At 68.7% G+C, this 15186-nt stretch carries 15 protein-coding genes; 5 read left to right on the forward strand and 10 right to left on the reverse strand.

Translation table 11 applies throughout. The annotated features are described in order from the left end of the window. Positions 1-31 precede the first annotated feature (31 nt). Both VSO01S_RS11220 and VSO01S_RS11225 read left to right on the forward strand, forming a co-directional pair. Positions 32-1099, forward strand: a complete 1068-nt coding sequence (locus VSO01S_RS11220) for an AraC family transcriptional regulator (protein WP_068642335.1) — start codon at positions 32-34, stop codon at positions 1097-1099. Between the two features lie 164 nt (positions 1100-1263). Continuing rightward, on the forward strand, positions 1264-1698 hold the full coding sequence (locus VSO01S_RS11225) for a response regulator (protein WP_084241818.1): 435 nt from the start codon (positions 1264-1266) through the stop codon (positions 1696-1698). A gap of 10 nt (positions 1699-1708) precedes the next feature. Here VSO01S_RS11225 and VSO01S_RS11230 read toward each other — a convergent pair whose 3' ends face one another. Genes VSO01S_RS11230 through VSO01S_RS11240 form a run of 3 tightly spaced genes read right to left on the reverse strand, consistent with a single transcriptional unit; the run spans position 1709 to position 4662 of the window. Continuing rightward, positions 1709-2425, reverse strand: a complete 717-nt coding sequence (locus VSO01S_RS11230; RefSeq protein WP_068642337.1) for an HAD family hydrolase — start codon at positions 2423-2425, stop codon at positions 1709-1711. After that, positions 2422-2850 (reverse strand): YchJ family protein, encoded by a 429-nt coding sequence (locus tag VSO01S_RS11235; protein ID WP_068642339.1) that lies wholly within the window; start codon positions 2848-2850, stop codon positions 2422-2424. The genes VSO01S_RS11230 and VSO01S_RS11235 overlap by 4 nt, the downstream gene beginning before the upstream one ends. 15 nt (positions 2851-2865) lie before the next feature. Beyond that, a complete protein-coding gene (locus VSO01S_RS11240) occupies positions 2866-4662 on the reverse strand; it encodes an ATP-binding response regulator (RefSeq protein WP_161944437.1) in 1797 nt (598 codons plus the stop codon). A gap of 128 nt (positions 4663-4790) precedes the next feature. Here VSO01S_RS11240 and VSO01S_RS11245 point away from each other — a divergent pair, with 128 nt between their 5' ends. Then, positions 4791-6032 (forward strand): D-alanyl-D-alanine carboxypeptidase family protein, encoded by a 1242-nt coding sequence (locus VSO01S_RS11245; RefSeq protein WP_068642344.1) that lies wholly within the window; start codon positions 4791-4793, stop codon positions 6030-6032. 73 nt (positions 6033-6105) lie between these two features. On the opposite strand, the gene VSO01S_RS11250 is transcribed toward VSO01S_RS11245, so the two are convergent. The 7 genes from VSO01S_RS11250 to VSO01S_RS11280 form a co-directional block, all read right to left on the reverse strand. Then, the gene (locus VSO01S_RS11250) at positions 6106-6501 is read right to left on the reverse strand and encodes a DUF3597 domain-containing protein (RefSeq protein WP_068642345.1); all 396 of its coding nucleotides are present in this window, start codon (positions 6499-6501) and stop codon (positions 6106-6108) included. A gap of 91 nt (positions 6502-6592) precedes the next feature. Then, positions 6593-7720, reverse strand: coding sequence for an acyl-CoA dehydrogenase family protein (locus VSO01S_RS11255; RefSeq protein WP_068642348.1), 1128 nt, complete (start codon positions 7718-7720; stop codon positions 6593-6595). 32 nt (positions 7721-7752) lie between these two features. After that, positions 7753-8388, reverse strand: a complete 636-nt coding sequence (locus VSO01S_RS11260) for a pyridoxamine 5'-phosphate oxidase family protein (RefSeq protein WP_068642350.1) — start codon at positions 8386-8388, stop codon at positions 7753-7755. Between the two features lie 13 nt (positions 8389-8401). After that, positions 8402-9586, reverse strand: a complete 1185-nt coding sequence (locus VSO01S_RS11265) for an acetyl-CoA C-acyltransferase (protein ID WP_068642352.1) — start codon at positions 9584-9586, stop codon at positions 8402-8404. A gap of 49 nt (positions 9587-9635) precedes the next feature. Beyond that, positions 9636-11471: a bifunctional isocitrate dehydrogenase kinase/phosphatase gene (gene aceK, locus VSO01S_RS11270; protein ID WP_068642354.1), complete on the reverse strand. Its 1836-nt coding sequence runs from the start codon at positions 11469-11471 to the stop codon at positions 9636-9638. 33 nt (positions 11472-11504) lie between these two features. Beyond that, on the reverse strand, positions 11505-12170 hold the full coding sequence (gene can / locus VSO01S_RS11275; RefSeq protein ID WP_068642356.1) for a carbonate dehydratase: 666 nt from the start codon (positions 12168-12170) through the stop codon (positions 11505-11507). Positions 12171-12206: 36 nt separating this feature from the next. Beyond that, positions 12207-12608 (reverse strand): MerR family transcriptional regulator, encoded by a 402-nt coding sequence (locus VSO01S_RS11280; protein WP_068642358.1) that lies wholly within the window; start codon positions 12606-12608, stop codon positions 12207-12209. A 108-nt stretch (positions 12609-12716) separates the two neighbouring features. Here VSO01S_RS11280 and VSO01S_RS11285 point away from each other — a divergent pair, with 108 nt between their 5' ends. Together VSO01S_RS11285 and VSO01S_RS11290 are read left to right on the forward strand one after the other, a co-directional pair. Then, positions 12717-13784 carry an MBL fold metallo-hydrolase gene (locus tag VSO01S_RS11285; protein ID WP_068642360.1) on the forward strand — a complete coding sequence of 356 codons (1068 nt, stop codon included), beginning with the start codon at positions 12717-12719 and terminating at the stop codon, positions 13782-13784. A 14-nt stretch (positions 13785-13798) separates the two neighbouring features. Beyond that, positions 13799-15133, forward strand: a complete 1335-nt coding sequence (locus tag VSO01S_RS11290) for a leucine-rich repeat-containing protein kinase family protein (RefSeq protein ID WP_068642362.1) — start codon at positions 13799-13801, stop codon at positions 15131-15133. The last annotated feature ends 53 nt before the right edge of the window (positions 15134-15186 follow it).

Raw genomic sequence — 15186 nt, forward strand, 5'->3', positions numbered from 1 at the left:
CACTCCGGTCCGCCGCGCAGACCCTTCATCCATGCCCCCGTCCAGCTCCCGCAGCGCCCGCGCCGCCACGCCGATGGCCTTCGTGCAGGCGATCGTGCGCGCCTACGCCCTGTACGGCAAGGCCCCGGGCGCCGCGCTGGCGGCGGCACAGATCGCGCCGCGCGACGTCGGAAACCGGCAGGCGCGGGTCACGGCCGCGCAGTTCGAGGCGCTCAACGCCCATGCCATGCAGGAGCTGGACGACGAGGCGCTGGGCTGGTTCAGCCGCCGCCTGCCCTGGGGCAGCTACGGCATGCTGTGCCGCGCCTCCATCACCGCGCCGGACCTGGGCGTGGCCATCAAGCGCTGGTGCCGGCACCACCGGCTGCTGACCGAGGACATCCTGATCTCGCTGCAGGTGCAAGGCGGCGCGGCCACGGTGCGCATCCAGGAGCAGCGGCCGGTGCCGGCCGAGTTGCGCGAGTTCTGCCTGGTGTCGTGCCTGCGCTTCCTGCACGGCTTTGCCAGCTGGGCCATCGATTCGCGCGTGAGCCTGCGCGAAGCGAGCTTTCCGTTCGAGGCGCCGCCGCACGCCGACGCCTACCCGCTGATGTTCTGCGACCGCGTGCACTTCGGCGCGGCGGAGGCCAGCTACAGCTTCGACGAGCGCTACCTGCAACTGCCCTTGCAACGCGACGAGCGGGCCCTGCGCATCATGCTCAGGCGCGCCCTGCCCCTGACCGTGCTGCAATACCGGCGCGACCGTCTGCTGGGCCAGCGGGTACGCGAATTGCTGCGAACCCGTCCGCAGGAAGCCGGCAATGCACCGGCGCTGGCGGCCTTGCTCAACAGCTCCGCGCGCAGCTTGCATCGCCAGCTCAAGGATGAAGGCACCTCGTTGCAGCGCCTCAAGGACGAGGTGCGCAGGGAGCAGGCCATGGAACAGCTGCGCCGGAACAACAAGCCGATCAAGCAGGTTGCGCTGGCCGTGGGGTTCCGCAACGAGAAGAGTTTTGCCCGGGCATTTCGGCAATGGACAGGCGTGTCGCCCGGCGAATTCCGGCGCGGCCAACTGCCGGACAAGTCAGAAAAGGCGCTTCGCAACGCCGCCGCGCATTGACCGCACCCTGTAGAGCGGGTGCCCTACACGGGGAAGGAATTGTCTTGCACAGCGGCGATGCCCACAGCGAACGCGCTCGGGCCGTCGGCCTACGCGCCAAAACCCTACCCTGGTCAAAACTTCTGTGCAGCCTATCTGCAACCCCTGCCCTGTTCGGTCCCCCGATGTCTCTTGTCACCATCCTCGTCGAAGACAACCCGGCCATCCGCGAGAACCTGCTGGCGGCCATGGACGAGTTGACCGACCTGGAGGTGGTGGCCACGGCCGAAACCGCATCGCAGGCCGCGACCGCGTTCAATGCCTATGGCGAGAGTTGGGAGCTGGCCGTGGTCGACCTCTTTCTCAAGCAGGGCTCGGGCCTCTCGGTCCTGAAGGCTTGCCAGGAGCGTCCGCCGAGCCGCCACGTGCTGGTGCTGACCAACTACCCGACGCCCGAGATCCGCAAGCGCTGCCTGGCGCTGGGCGCCGACGGGGTGTTCGACAAGTCGACCGAACTGGAGGCCTTCTTCGACCGGTGCAACGTCTACGCCAAGGAGGCGGACCACCTGCATCGCGGCCAGGCTGGGCGCGCGCGCGGCATGGCGCCCAAGCCGTTCTGAAAAAGATCCCTCAGGCGCTGGCGGCGCCCACCACGTGCGACGCATGGCCGCCCAGCACGTACGGCAACTGCGCCATGTCCACGAAGACCTCTCTCACGCCCACTGCGCGCAGGGCCGCCGCACTGCTGTGCGACAGGCCGCCCGGGCTGTAGCCGAACACCGAGGCGCCGGCGGCGATGCCGGCGCGGGCCCCGGTCACCGTGTCTTCCACCACCGCGCAGCGGCGCGGATCGACCCCCAGGGCGCGGGCCGCCGCCAGGTACACATCCGGAAAGGGCTTGGAGCGCGGCGTCTCATGGCCGCTGAAGATGCGGTTCTGGAAGTAGGGCGCCAGGCCCACCTTGGCCAGCTGCAGTTCCACCTTGATGCGGTCGGCGCCCGAGGCGCAGGCGATGCGCCCGCCGAGTTGCTCGTGCAGTTCGCGCACCGCCGTCGGCGCGCCCGGCACCACCTGCAGTTCGCGGTCGAGCGCCTCGTTGCGGCGGGTGCGGAAGGACGCCAGCCACGCGTCGGTGAGCCGCTGGCCGGTGTGCGCCTCGATCTGCGCCACCTCGTCCTTCACCGCCTTGCCGACGAAGGTGGCCATGCACTCGTCCAGCGTCATGGACCAGCCCAGCTCTTCGAGCATGTCGCGCAGCACGCGGTTGGTGATGGGTTCGGAATCGACCAGCACGCCGTCGCAGTCGAACAGCACGGCATCGAAAGGCAGGGAATGGCTAGGGCTCATAGGGCGTCGACATAGTACCAACGCCACACGCCGCCCTCGTTGGGCTCGCGCACGAAGCGGCTCTTCTCGTGCAGGCGGCTGGCGCGCCCGCCCGCGTCGCGCAGGCGGGCCACGAATTCGACCTGGGCGTGCGTATCGTCCTGGCGCGTGTGCGAGCGCACGTCCAGGCCCAGCCAGCGCGCGCCGGGTTCGAATTCGAGCTGGGGCGGACGCTGGCTCGCATGCCAGGTGGCCAGCAGGTACGCAGCGTTCTCGAGCACGAACGCGCTGTAGCGCGAGCGCATGAGCGATTCCGCATCGGGCGCGGGGACGGCGTCGAAATGGTCGAGGTAGCGGCCGCAGCACTGCCCGTGGGCCAGCGGCCTGCCCTTGAGGTCGAGCCGGCCGCAGGGGCAAGGTGCACGCGAGGTATCTGTCGAAGCCATGGAACGCCCTCCTGCCTAGGTTGCGGCCGCGGCGCCGCCGGCCAGCAGTGCGCGCAAGGCCTGGGCATCGGCCGGCTTGTACAGGAGCGGGAAGCCGGCCAGCTCGACCTCGGTGCGGTGCGCGGTGTCGGTCTCGCCGGTGAGGATGACCACCTGCCGCACCTTGCCCACCGCGTGCAGCGCCTGCGCAGCGGCCAGGCCCGACAGGCCGCCGCCGAGGCGCAGGTCGCCCAGCAGCACGTCGAAGTCACCGGGCAGCTGCCATGCCTCGTGCGGATGCGCGGCCAGGGCGACTTCGTGGCCCCAACCGCGCAGCAGCGCATGCATGGCCAGGCGCACCGGCTCCTCGTCGTCGAGCACCAGCACGCGCTTGGGCGGCGCGTTCGTTTCGTTCGCGGGCTGGCGGCCGTCGGCGGCAGCCGCTGCCGCCTTGGCCGCGCGGGCAGCCGGCAAGGTCAGGCTGAAGGTGCTGCCGCGCCCGGGCGCCGAGCGCAGCTCGATGCGCGAGTGCAGCATGCGCGCCATGCTGGCCACCAGCGAGAGGCCCAGCCCGAGGCCCCGGCTTCGGTCGCGCCCCGGGTTGTCGGCCTGGAAGAAGGGCTCGAACACCTGCTCGCGCAGCGAATCGGCAATGCCCAGCCCCGAGTCGCGCACCTCGATGCGCCAGGCTTCCTTGCCTTCGACGCACCGGCGCCGCGCGGCCACCAGCACCGTGCCGCGCGGCGTGTACTTGATGGCGTTGTCCACCAGGTTGGCCAGGAGGCGCGACAGCAGCCGCGCATCGGCATGGAGCACCGCCTGCGTCGGCGCGAAGCGCAGCCGCAGGCCCTTGGCGGCGGCGTCGCCGGCAAAACGCCCGTGCAGCGCCTGCAGCAGTGGCGCCAGCGCCACCGCATGCAGCCGCACCTTGGTGCCCGCGCCGTCGGCCTGCGCGATGTCCAGCAGCGCATCGACCGAGGTGCGCAGCGCATCCACGCTGTCCTGCATGAAGCGCAGCGTCTGCGGCTGCGGCGGCTGGCTGGGGCTGAGCGAGGCCACGAACATCGACAGCGCATGCATGGGCTGGCGCAGGTCGTGGTTGGCGGCGGCGAAGATGCGCGCGCGCTGCGCGGCGAGCTGCGCCACGTGGTCGAGCTGGCGCGACAGCGCATCGGCCAGGCGTGCGTTCTCGAAGCCGCTTTCGATGGAGCGCACCAGCAGGCGGTTCTGCTTGCGCGTGTAGTGCAGCGTGGCCAGCATCTGCCACAGCGCCAGGCAGCCCAGCAGCGTGCCCAGGGTGCCGCCCTCCAGCAGCAGGCGGGCCGAGAGGCTCAGGTAGCAGGGCACGGTGAACAACACCGCCGCGCGCCACCACTGGGCCAGGGCCGCGGCCGACGCGCTGGTCATGCCGCCGGCAAACACGTACATCAGCAGCATCAGCGGCTGGCTGTCGCCCGGGAAGAAGAGCCAGGGCGCCAGCGCCCACACGATGCCTGGAAAGAGCATGCGCGTTTCCAGCCGCCGCCGGATCTCGAAGGCCTGCTCCACGCGGTAGTCCTGCGGCTGCTCGCGGTGCAGGTGGAAGTACATGTGCAGCTGCATGCCGTGCACCAGCGCCGCCCAGACCAGCGTGCCCTTGTCGCCGGTGAGCACCAGGAAGGTGATCCAGAAGATGACGGCCGTGAAGGCGGCGGAAAACGGCGTGTCGCGCGTGTCCAGCACATAGGTGCGCGCCAGCGTCTGGTCGACCAGCGGGTTGGCGTGCGGGGTGTCGGCCCAGATCCGGCGAAGCGCGGCAAGGGGCCCGGGCGATGCGACGGTGGCTTCAGGCATGGGCGGCGTCATTGTGCACAAGAGGCGCACCGCCACTGAACTTGCGCGGCGTTTTCCGGTCCTCCAGTGCGCCAACCGAAAATCCCGCGATTGATCCGCGACAATTGCGCCTCAGCCCCTGAACGCCCATGCATCTCAAGACTTTCTCCATTCTCCCGGTCGCCCTCGCCATTGCCACGGGCGCACTGGCTCCCAGTTCGGTGTCCTTCGCAACCACCAAGGCACCCAAGCACGTCACCCAGAAGAAGGCGCCTGCCGAAGCGTCCGGCCCGGCGCCGGTGGCCGGCGAAACCGCCGTTGCCGGCGGCGCCCCGGCGCTGGCCGCCAAGGCCTGGCTGCTGATGGACTTCGACTCCGGCGAGGTGCTCGCCTCGGCCAACCCCGACGAGCCGCTGCCGCCCGCGTCGCTCACCAAGATGATGACCAGCTTCCTGGTCGAGCAGGCCCTGCGCTCGGGCAAGCTCAAGAAGGACGACCTGGTCACCGTGAGCCAGAACGCCTGGTGCCGCGGCTCGAGCACCGAGTCGTGCATGTACCTGCCGCTCAACGGCCAGGCCACCGTCATCGACATCCTGCGCGGCATCATCATCCAGTCGGGCAACGACGCCTCCAAGGCAATTGCCGAGCACATGGCCGGCTCCGAGGAGGGCTTCGCCAAGCTCATGAACGCCGAGGCCCAGCGCCTGGGCATGAAGAACACGCACTTCGTCAACGCCACCGGCCTGCCCGCCCTGGAGCACAAGGCATCGGCACGCGACCTCGCGATCCTGGCGCGCGCGATCATCCGCGAAAGCTCCGAGTACTACCCGATCTACGCGGAGCGCGACTTCACCTACAACAAGATCAAGCAGGGCAACCGCAACGCCCTGCTCTACACCGACCCCACGGTGGACGGCCTGAAGACCGGCCACACCAACGACGCGGGCTTCTGCCTCGTTACATCGTCCAAGCGCAACGGCATGCGCCTGATCACGGTCATCCTCAACACCAACAGCATGCAGGCGCGCGCCGACCAGACGCGCACGCTGCTGGGCTGGGGCTTCTCCAATTTCGAGAAGGCCACGCCCATTCAGGCCAACGCGGTCGTCGCGACGCCCAAGGTCAGCTTCGGCAAGGCCGACACGGTGGCGGCGGTCCTGGCCGAGCCCTGGTCGGTGACGGTGCCGCGCGGCCAGGAGGTGAAGACCTCGGTGCAGATCAAGCCCGACCTGGAGGCCCCCGTAGCCAAGGGCGCGGTGATCGGCAAGGTCGTGGCCGAGTCCAACGGCAAGCCGGTGGGCGAAGCCCCGCTGGTCGCCCAGGCCGAGGTGGAGCGCTCGGGCTGGCTGCTGCGCATCTGGCAGCACATCCTCAAACTGTTTGGTAAGTAAGAGAAACAAGAACGGCGGCGAGGCGGGATGCATCCCGCCCAGCCGCCGTGGCGCGTAGCTCGGTCGAGCCTGATCAGTCGCGCAGTTCAGGCGGAACCGTACCGCCGTTGGCCGCAATGCGCGACATCACTTGGCGATGCAGCCAGATGTTCCATGCGGCGGAGCCCGGCTCGTCGCTGCCCGAGTAGGTGAACTCGGTGGCGAGTTCCTTGCGCGCGGCCAGGCTGCTGTCCAGGCCGAGGAGCTTCAGCAGATCCACGATCGAAGTGCGCCAGTTCAGTGCGCTGGCCCCGGGCATCGCGTCGAGGATGGGTGCCACGTCACCCAGCGGAATCGGCGGCGGCGGCGCAGGCACGGCAGGCGCGCTGGCAGTCGAAGCAGAAGCAGCAGGCGCCGGCGGCGCCGCAACGACTTCCGCGGCGTTGGCCGAAGGAAAAATCTTCGAGAAAATCTTGCCAAAGAAACTCATGTGAACTCCCCACTTGGTTTGGTTGATTGACCTTGCGTGCGCGCGCGGGCTGCGGCGCAAGCGGCGTTCTAGCACAGACTGTTGACAATCCCTAGAGCGCGCGCTGGATCAGCAGTTTCTGGATATCGGAAGTGCCTTCGTAGATCTGGCACACCCGCACGTCGCGGTAGATGCGCTCCAGCGGGAAGTCGTTCACATAGCCATAGCCGCCCAGCGTCTGGATGGCGGCGCTGCACACGCGCTCGGCCATCTCGCTGGCAAAGAGCTTGGCCATGGCCGCTTCCTTCAGGCAGGGCAGGCCGGCATCGCGCAGCGACGCGGCATGCCAGATGAGCTGGCGCGCCGCCTCGATCTGCGTGGCGCATTCGGCCAGCCGGAAGCCCACCGCCTGCTGGTCGAAGATGCTGCCGCCGAAGGCCTGTCGCTCCTTGGCGTACTGCACCGCGAACTCGAAGGCGCTGCGCGCCATGCCCACGCTCTGCGCGGCAATGCCGATGCGCCCGCCCTCCAGCGCGCCCAGGGCGATCTTGTAGCCTTCGCCCTCCTGGCCGATGAGGTTCTCGTGCGGAATGCGGCACGCGTCGAAGTTGATCTGCGCCGTGTCGCTGCTGTGCTGGCCCAGCTTGTCTTCCAGGCGCGCCACGGTGTAGCCGGGCGCGTCGGTGGGCACCAGGAAGGCGCTCATGCCGCGCTTGCCGGCCGCCTTGTCGGTCACGGCGATGACGATGGCCACCTGGCCGTTCTTGCCGCTGGTGATGAACTGCTTCACGCCGTCGATCACGTAGCCATCCGCATCCTTGCGCGCCGTGGTGCGCAGGCTCGAGGCATCGCTGCCGGCCTGCGGCTCGGTCAGGCAGAAGGCGCCCAGCATCCGGCCCTGCGCCAGCGGCTGCAGCCATTGCTTCTTCTGCTGCGCATTGCCGTAGCGCATGAGGATGGCGTTGACGGGGCAGTTGGTCACGCTGATGGCGGTGCTGGTGCCGCCGTCGCCGGCGGCAATTTCTTCCAGCACCAGCGCCAGCGTGAGGTAGTCCAGGCCCGCGCCGCCGTCTTCCTCCGGCACGCAGATGCCGTAGGCGCCGAGCTGCGCGAGGCCCTCGTGCGCGGCCTTTGGAAAGGTGTGCTCGCGGTCCCAGCGCGCGGCATGGGGCCAGAGCTGTTCTTGCGCATAGGCGCGCACGGCGTCGCGGATGGCTTCCTGGTCGGGGGTCAGCAGCATGGCTTGTCGTCTCTCTTCGTTGTGGGTGCCGTTCAGCCGGCCGGCGTTTGCTCGGCGCGCAGCTGGGCGTGGTAGCGCTCGAGCATCTGCTCCTGGGTTTCGGCGATGGTGAGGACGCCGGCGCCGATCTGGTCGCGCATCATCTCGCCCATCGACGGCATGTCGCGCGGCTTCCAGGTGTCCGGATGCCACAGCCTGGAGCGCATGAAGGCCTTGGCGCAGTGCAGGTACGCCTCGCGCACCGACACCTCGATCACCACCCTGGGCCGGAGCCTTTCCCTGGCGAAGACATCGCAGAAGGCCGGCTCGTCGCGCAGGCGCGCGGTGCCGTTGACGCGCAGCGTCTCGTCGATGCCCGGCACCATGAACAGCAGCGACACGCGCGGGTCGGCCAGCAGGTTCTGCAGCGAGTCGAGCCGGTTGTTGCCGCCCGCATCGGGCAAGAGCAGCGTGGCGCCGCCGTCCGTCACCTTGACGAAGCCCGGCTCGCCGCCGCGCGGCGTGGCGTCGAGCAGGGCGCCGCCCTGGCCGGCCGTGGCCAGCACGCAGAACGGCGAGCGCTCGATGAAGCGCTGCCCATGCGCCTCCAGGCGCGGCAGCTGCTTGAGCATGGAGCGCTGTCCGGGCTCGCCGTACAGCGCACGCAGTTGGTCGATGTTCTCGATCACGTCGCGGCGCGCCTCAGACCAGCTCGATGGCCACGGCCGTGCCTTCGCCGCCGCCGATGCACAGCGTGGCCACGCCGCGCTTCTTGCCACGCGCCTGCAGCGCATGGATCAGCGTGACCATGATGCGCGCGCCGCTGGCGCCGATGGGGTGGCCCAGCGCGCAGGCGCCGCCGTGCACGTTGACGATGTCGTGCGACACGCCCAGTTCCTTCATCAGCGCCATCGGCACCACCGCGAAGGCCTCGTTCACTTCCCACAGGTCCACGTCGCGCGTGTTCCAGCCCGTCTTGGCGAAGAGCTTCTGCACGGCGCCCACCGGTGCGGTGGAGAACCACTCCGGCTGCTGCGCATGCGTGGCATGGCCGACCAGGCGGGCGATGGGCGTGGCGCCCAGCTTCTTCGCGGTGCTCTCGGTCATCATCACCAGCGCCGCGGCGCCGTCGTTGATGGACGAGCTGGAGGCGGCGGTGATGGTGCCGCCCTCCTTCTTGAAGGCCGGCTTGAGCGTGGGGATCTTGTCCAGCTTGACCTTGCCCGGCCCTTCGTCGACCGAGATGACGGTGTCGCCGGCGCGGCCCTTGACGGTGACGGGCGCGATCTCGGCCTTGAAGAGGCCGTCCTGGGTGGCGTGCTGCGCGCGCTGCACGCTGGCGATGGCGAAGGCGTCCTGCTCCTCGCGGGTGAACTTGTACTTGGCGGCGCAGTCCTCGCCGAAGGTGCCCATGCTGCGGCCGGGCTGGTAGGCGTCTTCCAGGCCGTCCAGCATCATGTGGTCGAAGATGCGGTCGTGGCCCATGCGGTAGCCGCCGCGGCCCTTGAGCATGAGGTAGGGCGCGTTGGTCATGCTCTCCATGCCGCCGGCCACCATCACCTCATGCGTGCCGGCCAGCAGCAGGTCATGCGCCAGCATGGCGGCCTTCATGGCCGAGCCGCACATCTTGGACAGCGTGACGGCCCCCGCGCTGTCGGGCAGGCCGCCCTTGTAGGCCGCCTGGCGCGCCGGCGCCTGGCCCTGGCCGGCCATCAGGCAGTTGCCGAACAGCACCTCGCCCACCGAATCGGGCTGGATGCCGGCACGCTCGACCGCGGCCTGGATGGCGGCACCACCCAGGTCGTGCGCGGCCAGCGAAGAAAAGTCGCCCTGGAAGCTGCCCATGGGGGTGCGGGCTGCACCGACGATGACGATGGATTCGGACATGCGGATCTCCTTGCGATGAATGAAACGGATGGATGAATGAAGGGTGGGGTCAGAAATACGGTGCGGGGCTGCCTTCGTGCTTGAAGCGCTGCGCCTCGTCGTACGGGAAAACGTCGAACATGTGGCCGGCCTTGATGCGCTCCTTGTGGCTTTGCCAGAAGGCCGCGTCCAGCAGGTCGGCGTGGTGGGCCATGAAGGCCTCGCGCACCTTGTCGTTGCCGAGAAGGAAGGGCGCGAAGGTCTCGGGGAACACGTCCTTGGGGCCCACCGGGTACCACACCTCGCCGCTCATCTCGTCCTCCTCGTTGCGCGGCGCGGGCACCTTGCGGAAGTTGCAGTCGGTGAGGTATTCGATCTCGTCGTAGTCGTAGAACACCACCTTGCCGCCGCGCGTGACGCCGAAGTTCTTCCACAGCATGTCGCCGGGGAAGATGTTGGCCGCGACCATGTCCTTGATGGCATTGCCGTACTCGACCACCGCGCGCTCGAGCTGCTGCTGCGCGTGCTGCACCTGCGCCGGGCTCTGCGCGCTCTCGATCTGGTCGAAGCTCTCCTGCAGGAAGATGTTCAGCGGGATCATGCGCCGCTCGATGTAGACGTGCTTGAGCACCAGCTCCATCTCACCGTTGCCGTCGCGGTCTCCGATGCTCAGCTGGCTGGGCGCGAACTTCTCGATCTCCTCGACCAGGTCGGGCTCGAAACGGTCCAGCGGAAAGCCTACCTCGCTGTACTCCAGCGTGTCGGCCATGCGGCCCACCCGGTCGTGCTGCTTCACCAGCATGTACTTGCCCTTGATCTGCTCGCGCGTGGTGTCCTTGGGCGGCGGGTAGAAGTCCTTGATGAGCTTGAACACGAAGGGGAACGACGGCAGGTCGAACACCAGCATCACCATGCCCTTGATGCCCGGCGCGATGCGGAACTTGTCGCTGGAGTAGTTCAGGTGCGAGAGGAAGTCGCGGTAGAAAAGCGTCTTGCCCTGCTTGGCCAGGCCCAGCGCGTTGTAGATCTCGGCGCGCGGCTTGCGCGGCATGAGCGAGCGCAGGAACTGCACGTAGGCCGAGGGCACCTCCATGTCGACCATGAAGTAGGCCCGCGCGAAGCTGAACAGCATCTGCAGGTCGTCCTCGCCGAACAGCACCGCGTCCACGTAGAAGCGGCCCGCGCCGTCGTGCAGGATGGGCAGCGAGAACGGCAGCTCGACGAAGCCGTTGATCACCTTGCCCACCACGTACGCGCCCTTGTTGCGGTAGAACAGCCCCGAAAGCACCTGCAGCTGGAAGTTGGCCCGCAGCTTGACCTGGTGGAAGCGCCCGAGAATGGCCTGCGCCACGCGGCGCGCATCGCGCTGCAGGCCGGCCCACCGGCCCAGCAGGTCGAAGTCCTCCAGGATGCGCACGACGACGCTTTCCAGCGCGGCCTCCGGCGCGTCCTGCGACGGGTAGTAGGCCCGGTAGGTGGGCGCGTCGCGCGGCTCGATGTACTCGGTGCTGATGGCCGGGCGCACGAAGATGAAGTCGTTCTGGAAGTAGGTCCGGTGCAGGATCTTGGTGGTGACCGAGTTGAAGAAGGTCTCGGCCAGCTCCGGCTGGTGGTGGTTCACCAGCAGGCCGATGAAGTGCAGCTTGACCTGGTGCCACACCTCCATGGGCTGCTCGCCGGCCTTGAATTCCTTTTCGAGCCGCGCCACGGCTTCCTGCACGCGCAGGTCGTAGAACTCGATGCGCTCGCGCTGCGCGCGCTGCTGGCCGTGCCAGTCGGCGGTCTCGAATCGGTGCTTGGCGCGCGCGGACTCGGCACGGAACAACCGGTAGTGCCGGTTGAAGCCGTCCGCCATGGCCTTGGCAATGCCATAGGCCAGCGGCGAGTCCAGGCGCTGAGGAAACATCCCGCTTGCTCTCCCGGCGCGGCCCTTTCTGCCTCAGGCCTTGGCGGTCCACTTGGCCCGGATGCGCTCGACCGCGGCCTGGTGCACGGATTCGAGCGACTCGGTGCTGCGCACCGTCATGCCCAGGTCGTTGAGCAGGCCGTCGTGCACGCCGAAGGACCAGCCGTGGATGCGCACGTTCTGGCCGCGGCTCCAGGCGTCGGTCATCACCGTGCTGACGCAGACATTGACCACCTGCTCGACCACGTTGAGCTCGCACAGCGCATCGACCCGCTTGTCTTCCGCCACTTCGTCGAGCAGGGCGCGATGGCGGTCGCGCACGTCCTGGATGTGGCGGATCCAGTTGTCGGCCAGCCCCACGCGGATGTTGTTGAGTGCCGCCTTGACGCCGGCGCAGCCGTAGTGGCCCACCACCATGATGTGCTCGACCTTCAGCAGGTCGACCGCGAACTGGATGGTGGACAGTGCGTTCAGGTCCGAATGCACCACCACGTTCGCCACGTTGCGGTGCACGAACACCTCGCCCGGCTCCAGGCCGGTGATCTGGTTGGCGGGCACGCGGCTGTCGGAGCAGCCGATCCACATGTACTTGGGCGTCTGCTGCTTGACCAGGCTGGTGAAGAAGCCGGGCCGGTCGCGCTCGATCTGCGCGGCCCAGGCGCGGTTGTGGGCGAAGAGGTCGTTGAGGCTGTTTGGCATGGTGTGGTTCCCGGTTTGTTGTTTGGGGGTGATCTGTCAAGCGGCGCTGCGTCGGGCCCGCGACAGCGAGGCGCGGGCCTTGCGTTCCTGCTCGCGCACGTCGTCGAGGTTGGCCTGCACTTCGGTGAGCTGCGCCTCGAGCTGGCGTCGGTGCTCGCCCAGCACGCTCAGGAATTTCTCGAGCTGGGGCACCGTGTCGCGCGGGCTGTCGTACACGTCGAGGATGTCCTTGGCCTCGACCAGGCTCAGACCCAGGCGCTTGGCCCGCAGCGTGAGCAGCAGGCGCGCACGGTCGCGGCTGCTGTAGACCCGCACGCGGCCGCCGGGGCCGGCCCGCTCGGGCGAAAGCAGTCCCATGTCCTCGTAGAAGCGGATGGCCCGCGTGGTGAGGTCGAATTCCTGCGCGAGCTCGCTGATGGTGTAGGTTGGCGCCGACATGTATCCGGATGCGTTTTGACTCTCCGTTGCCAGGGTGACAGCACGAAATCGCGCCTGTCCCTACAATGGGCGAAACACAAATGACGTTTACGTAAACGTCAATCGTACATGAACCTTCTCGAAAGCGAACTCCATTACCCCCTCGGCGACCAGCTTCCGGAGCCCGGAAGCACGCTGGAGGTGGCGCCCGGCGTGCGCTGGGTGCGCATGGTGCTGCCCTTTGCACTGAACCACATCAACCTGTGGCTGCTGCGTGACGAGATCGACGGCCGCCAGGGCTGGTCGGTGGTGGACTGCTGCATTTCGCGCGACGAGGCACGCGAGCAATGGGAGCAGATCTTCGCCACCCAGCTGGAAGGCCTGCCCATTTTGCGCGTGATCGTGACCCACATGCACCCCGACCACATCGGCCTGGCCGACTGGCTGTGCACGCGCTGGAACGCGCCGCTGTGGATCAGCGCCACCGACTACAACGTGGCCCGCGTGCTCACGACCGCGGGCGACAACGCCGCCGGCGGGGAGGAAGCCGCCGATTTCTTCGCGGCGCACGGCCTTCTCGATGCGGACTCCATCGCCAAGATCCGCGCTCGCACGAGCTACTACTCGAACATGGTCCCCAGCGTGCCCAAGAACTACGTGCGCATGATGGATGGCGACCAGGTGCTCATCGGCGGGCGCGCATGGCGCTGCATCAGCGGCTACGGCCATGCGCCCGAACACATCTCGCTGTACTGCGAGGAGCTCAACGTGCTGCTGGGCGGCGACATGATGCTGCCGCGCATTTCCAGCAACGTGAGCGTGCATGCCGGCGAGCCCGAATCGAACCCGTTGCGCCTGTTCCTGCAGAGCATCAAGCGCTTCAACGAGCTGCCGGCCGACGTGCTGGGCCTGCCGGCGCACGGCAAGCCCTTCACCGGCGTGCACAAGCGCGTGCGCCAGCTGGAAGACCACCACCGCGACCACCTGGCCGCCCTGATGGAGGCCTGCAGCCAGCGCGCGCTCACCGCGGCCGAGGCGCTGCCGGTGCTGTTCAAGCGCGCGCTCGACCTGCACCAGATGACTTTTGCCATGGGCGAGACGGTGGCGCACCTGCACTACCTGTGGTTCTCGGGCCAGCTGCGGCGCACGCGGGGCGAAGACGGCATCTACCGTTTCGGCCTGCCCGGGCGCGGATAGAGCGCGGCCAGGGCGTGAACGAAGCCGCATCGCAAACGCTGGCCCGCCTGCGCAGCGGCGCGCTGGCGGGCGCCACGCGGCTCGACCTGGCGGGCGGGCTGACCGAGTTCCCGCGCGAGATCCTCGATCTGGCCGAGTCGCTGGAGGTGCTCAACCTCACGGGCAATGCGCTGTCGCAGCTGCCGGCGGACTTCGGGCGCCTTCGCAAGCTGCGCATCCTGTTCTGCTCCAACAACCGCTTCACCCGGCTGCCCGAGGTGCTGGGCGACTGCCCGCAGCTGGAGATGGTGGGCTTCAAGAGCAACGCCATCGCGCAGGTCGGCGCCGCCGCCCTGCCGCCGCGCCTGCGCTGGCTGATCCTGACCGACAACCAGATCGCCGAAGTGCCCGCCGAGCTGGGCCAGCGCCCGCGCCTGCAGAAACTCATGCTGGCCGGCAACCGGCTGTCCGGCCTGCCCGATTCGATGGCGGCCTGCGAGCGCCTGGAGTTGCTGCGCATCGCCTGCAACCGCTTCGACACCCTGCCCGGCTGGCTGTTCGGCCTGCCCCGGCTTTCGTGGCTGGCGTTCGGCGGCAATCCGCTCGCGCAGGCGAACGAGGAGCGCGCGGTGCTTGCGTACCCGGTGCCCGATGTCGACTGGGCCGCCCTGCAACTGCACGAGGTGCTGGGCCAGGGCGCGTCGGGCGTGATCCACCGGGCGACATGGAAGAACGGCAGCACGCCAGGCGAAGTGGCCGTGAAGCTCTTCAAGGGCGCCATCACCAGCGACGGCTCGCCCCAGTCGGAGATGGACGCCTGCATGGCAGCCGGCGCGCACCCCAGCCTGATCCCGGTGCGCGGCCGCATCGCCGGCCATCCCGAAGGCACGCACGGCCTGGTGCTGGACCTGGTCGGCCCGGCCTACCGCAACCTGGCGGGGCCGCCCAGCTTCGAGAGCTGCTCGCGCGACGTGTATGCGCCAGGCACCCGCTTCGGCTGGCCCAGCCTGCTGGCCATTGCGGGCGGCACCGCGTCCGCCCTGGCGCAGCTGCATCGGCGGGGCATGGTCCATGGCGACTTCTATGCCCACAACATCCTGTGGAACGGTGCGCAGCACGCGCTCCTGGGCGACTTCGGCGCAGCCTCTTTCGTCGAACCCGAGAGCCAGCAGGCCACCGCCCTGCAGCGCATCGAGGCGCGCGCCTTCGGCTGCCTGCTGGAGGAACTGCTCGAGCGCTGCGAAGGTGCGCCGAGCCCGAGCGAGCGCGACGCGCTGGCGCACCTGCAGGCGCGCTGCTTCGATGCCGACCCGATGCGTCGCCCCGCGCTGGACGAGATCGCCGCCGCCCTGGGCGCCCTGGCCCGCTGAGCCCACGGGCGGGCCGCTGGAACCTTGGTGACGCCGGCCCGGCGCGCCCCGGC

Origin of the sequence: Variovorax soli NBRC 106424, assembly GCF_001591385.1 — a bacterium.
GTDB classification, from domain to species: domain Bacteria; phylum Pseudomonadota; class Gammaproteobacteria; order Burkholderiales; family Burkholderiaceae_C; genus Variovorax; species Variovorax soli.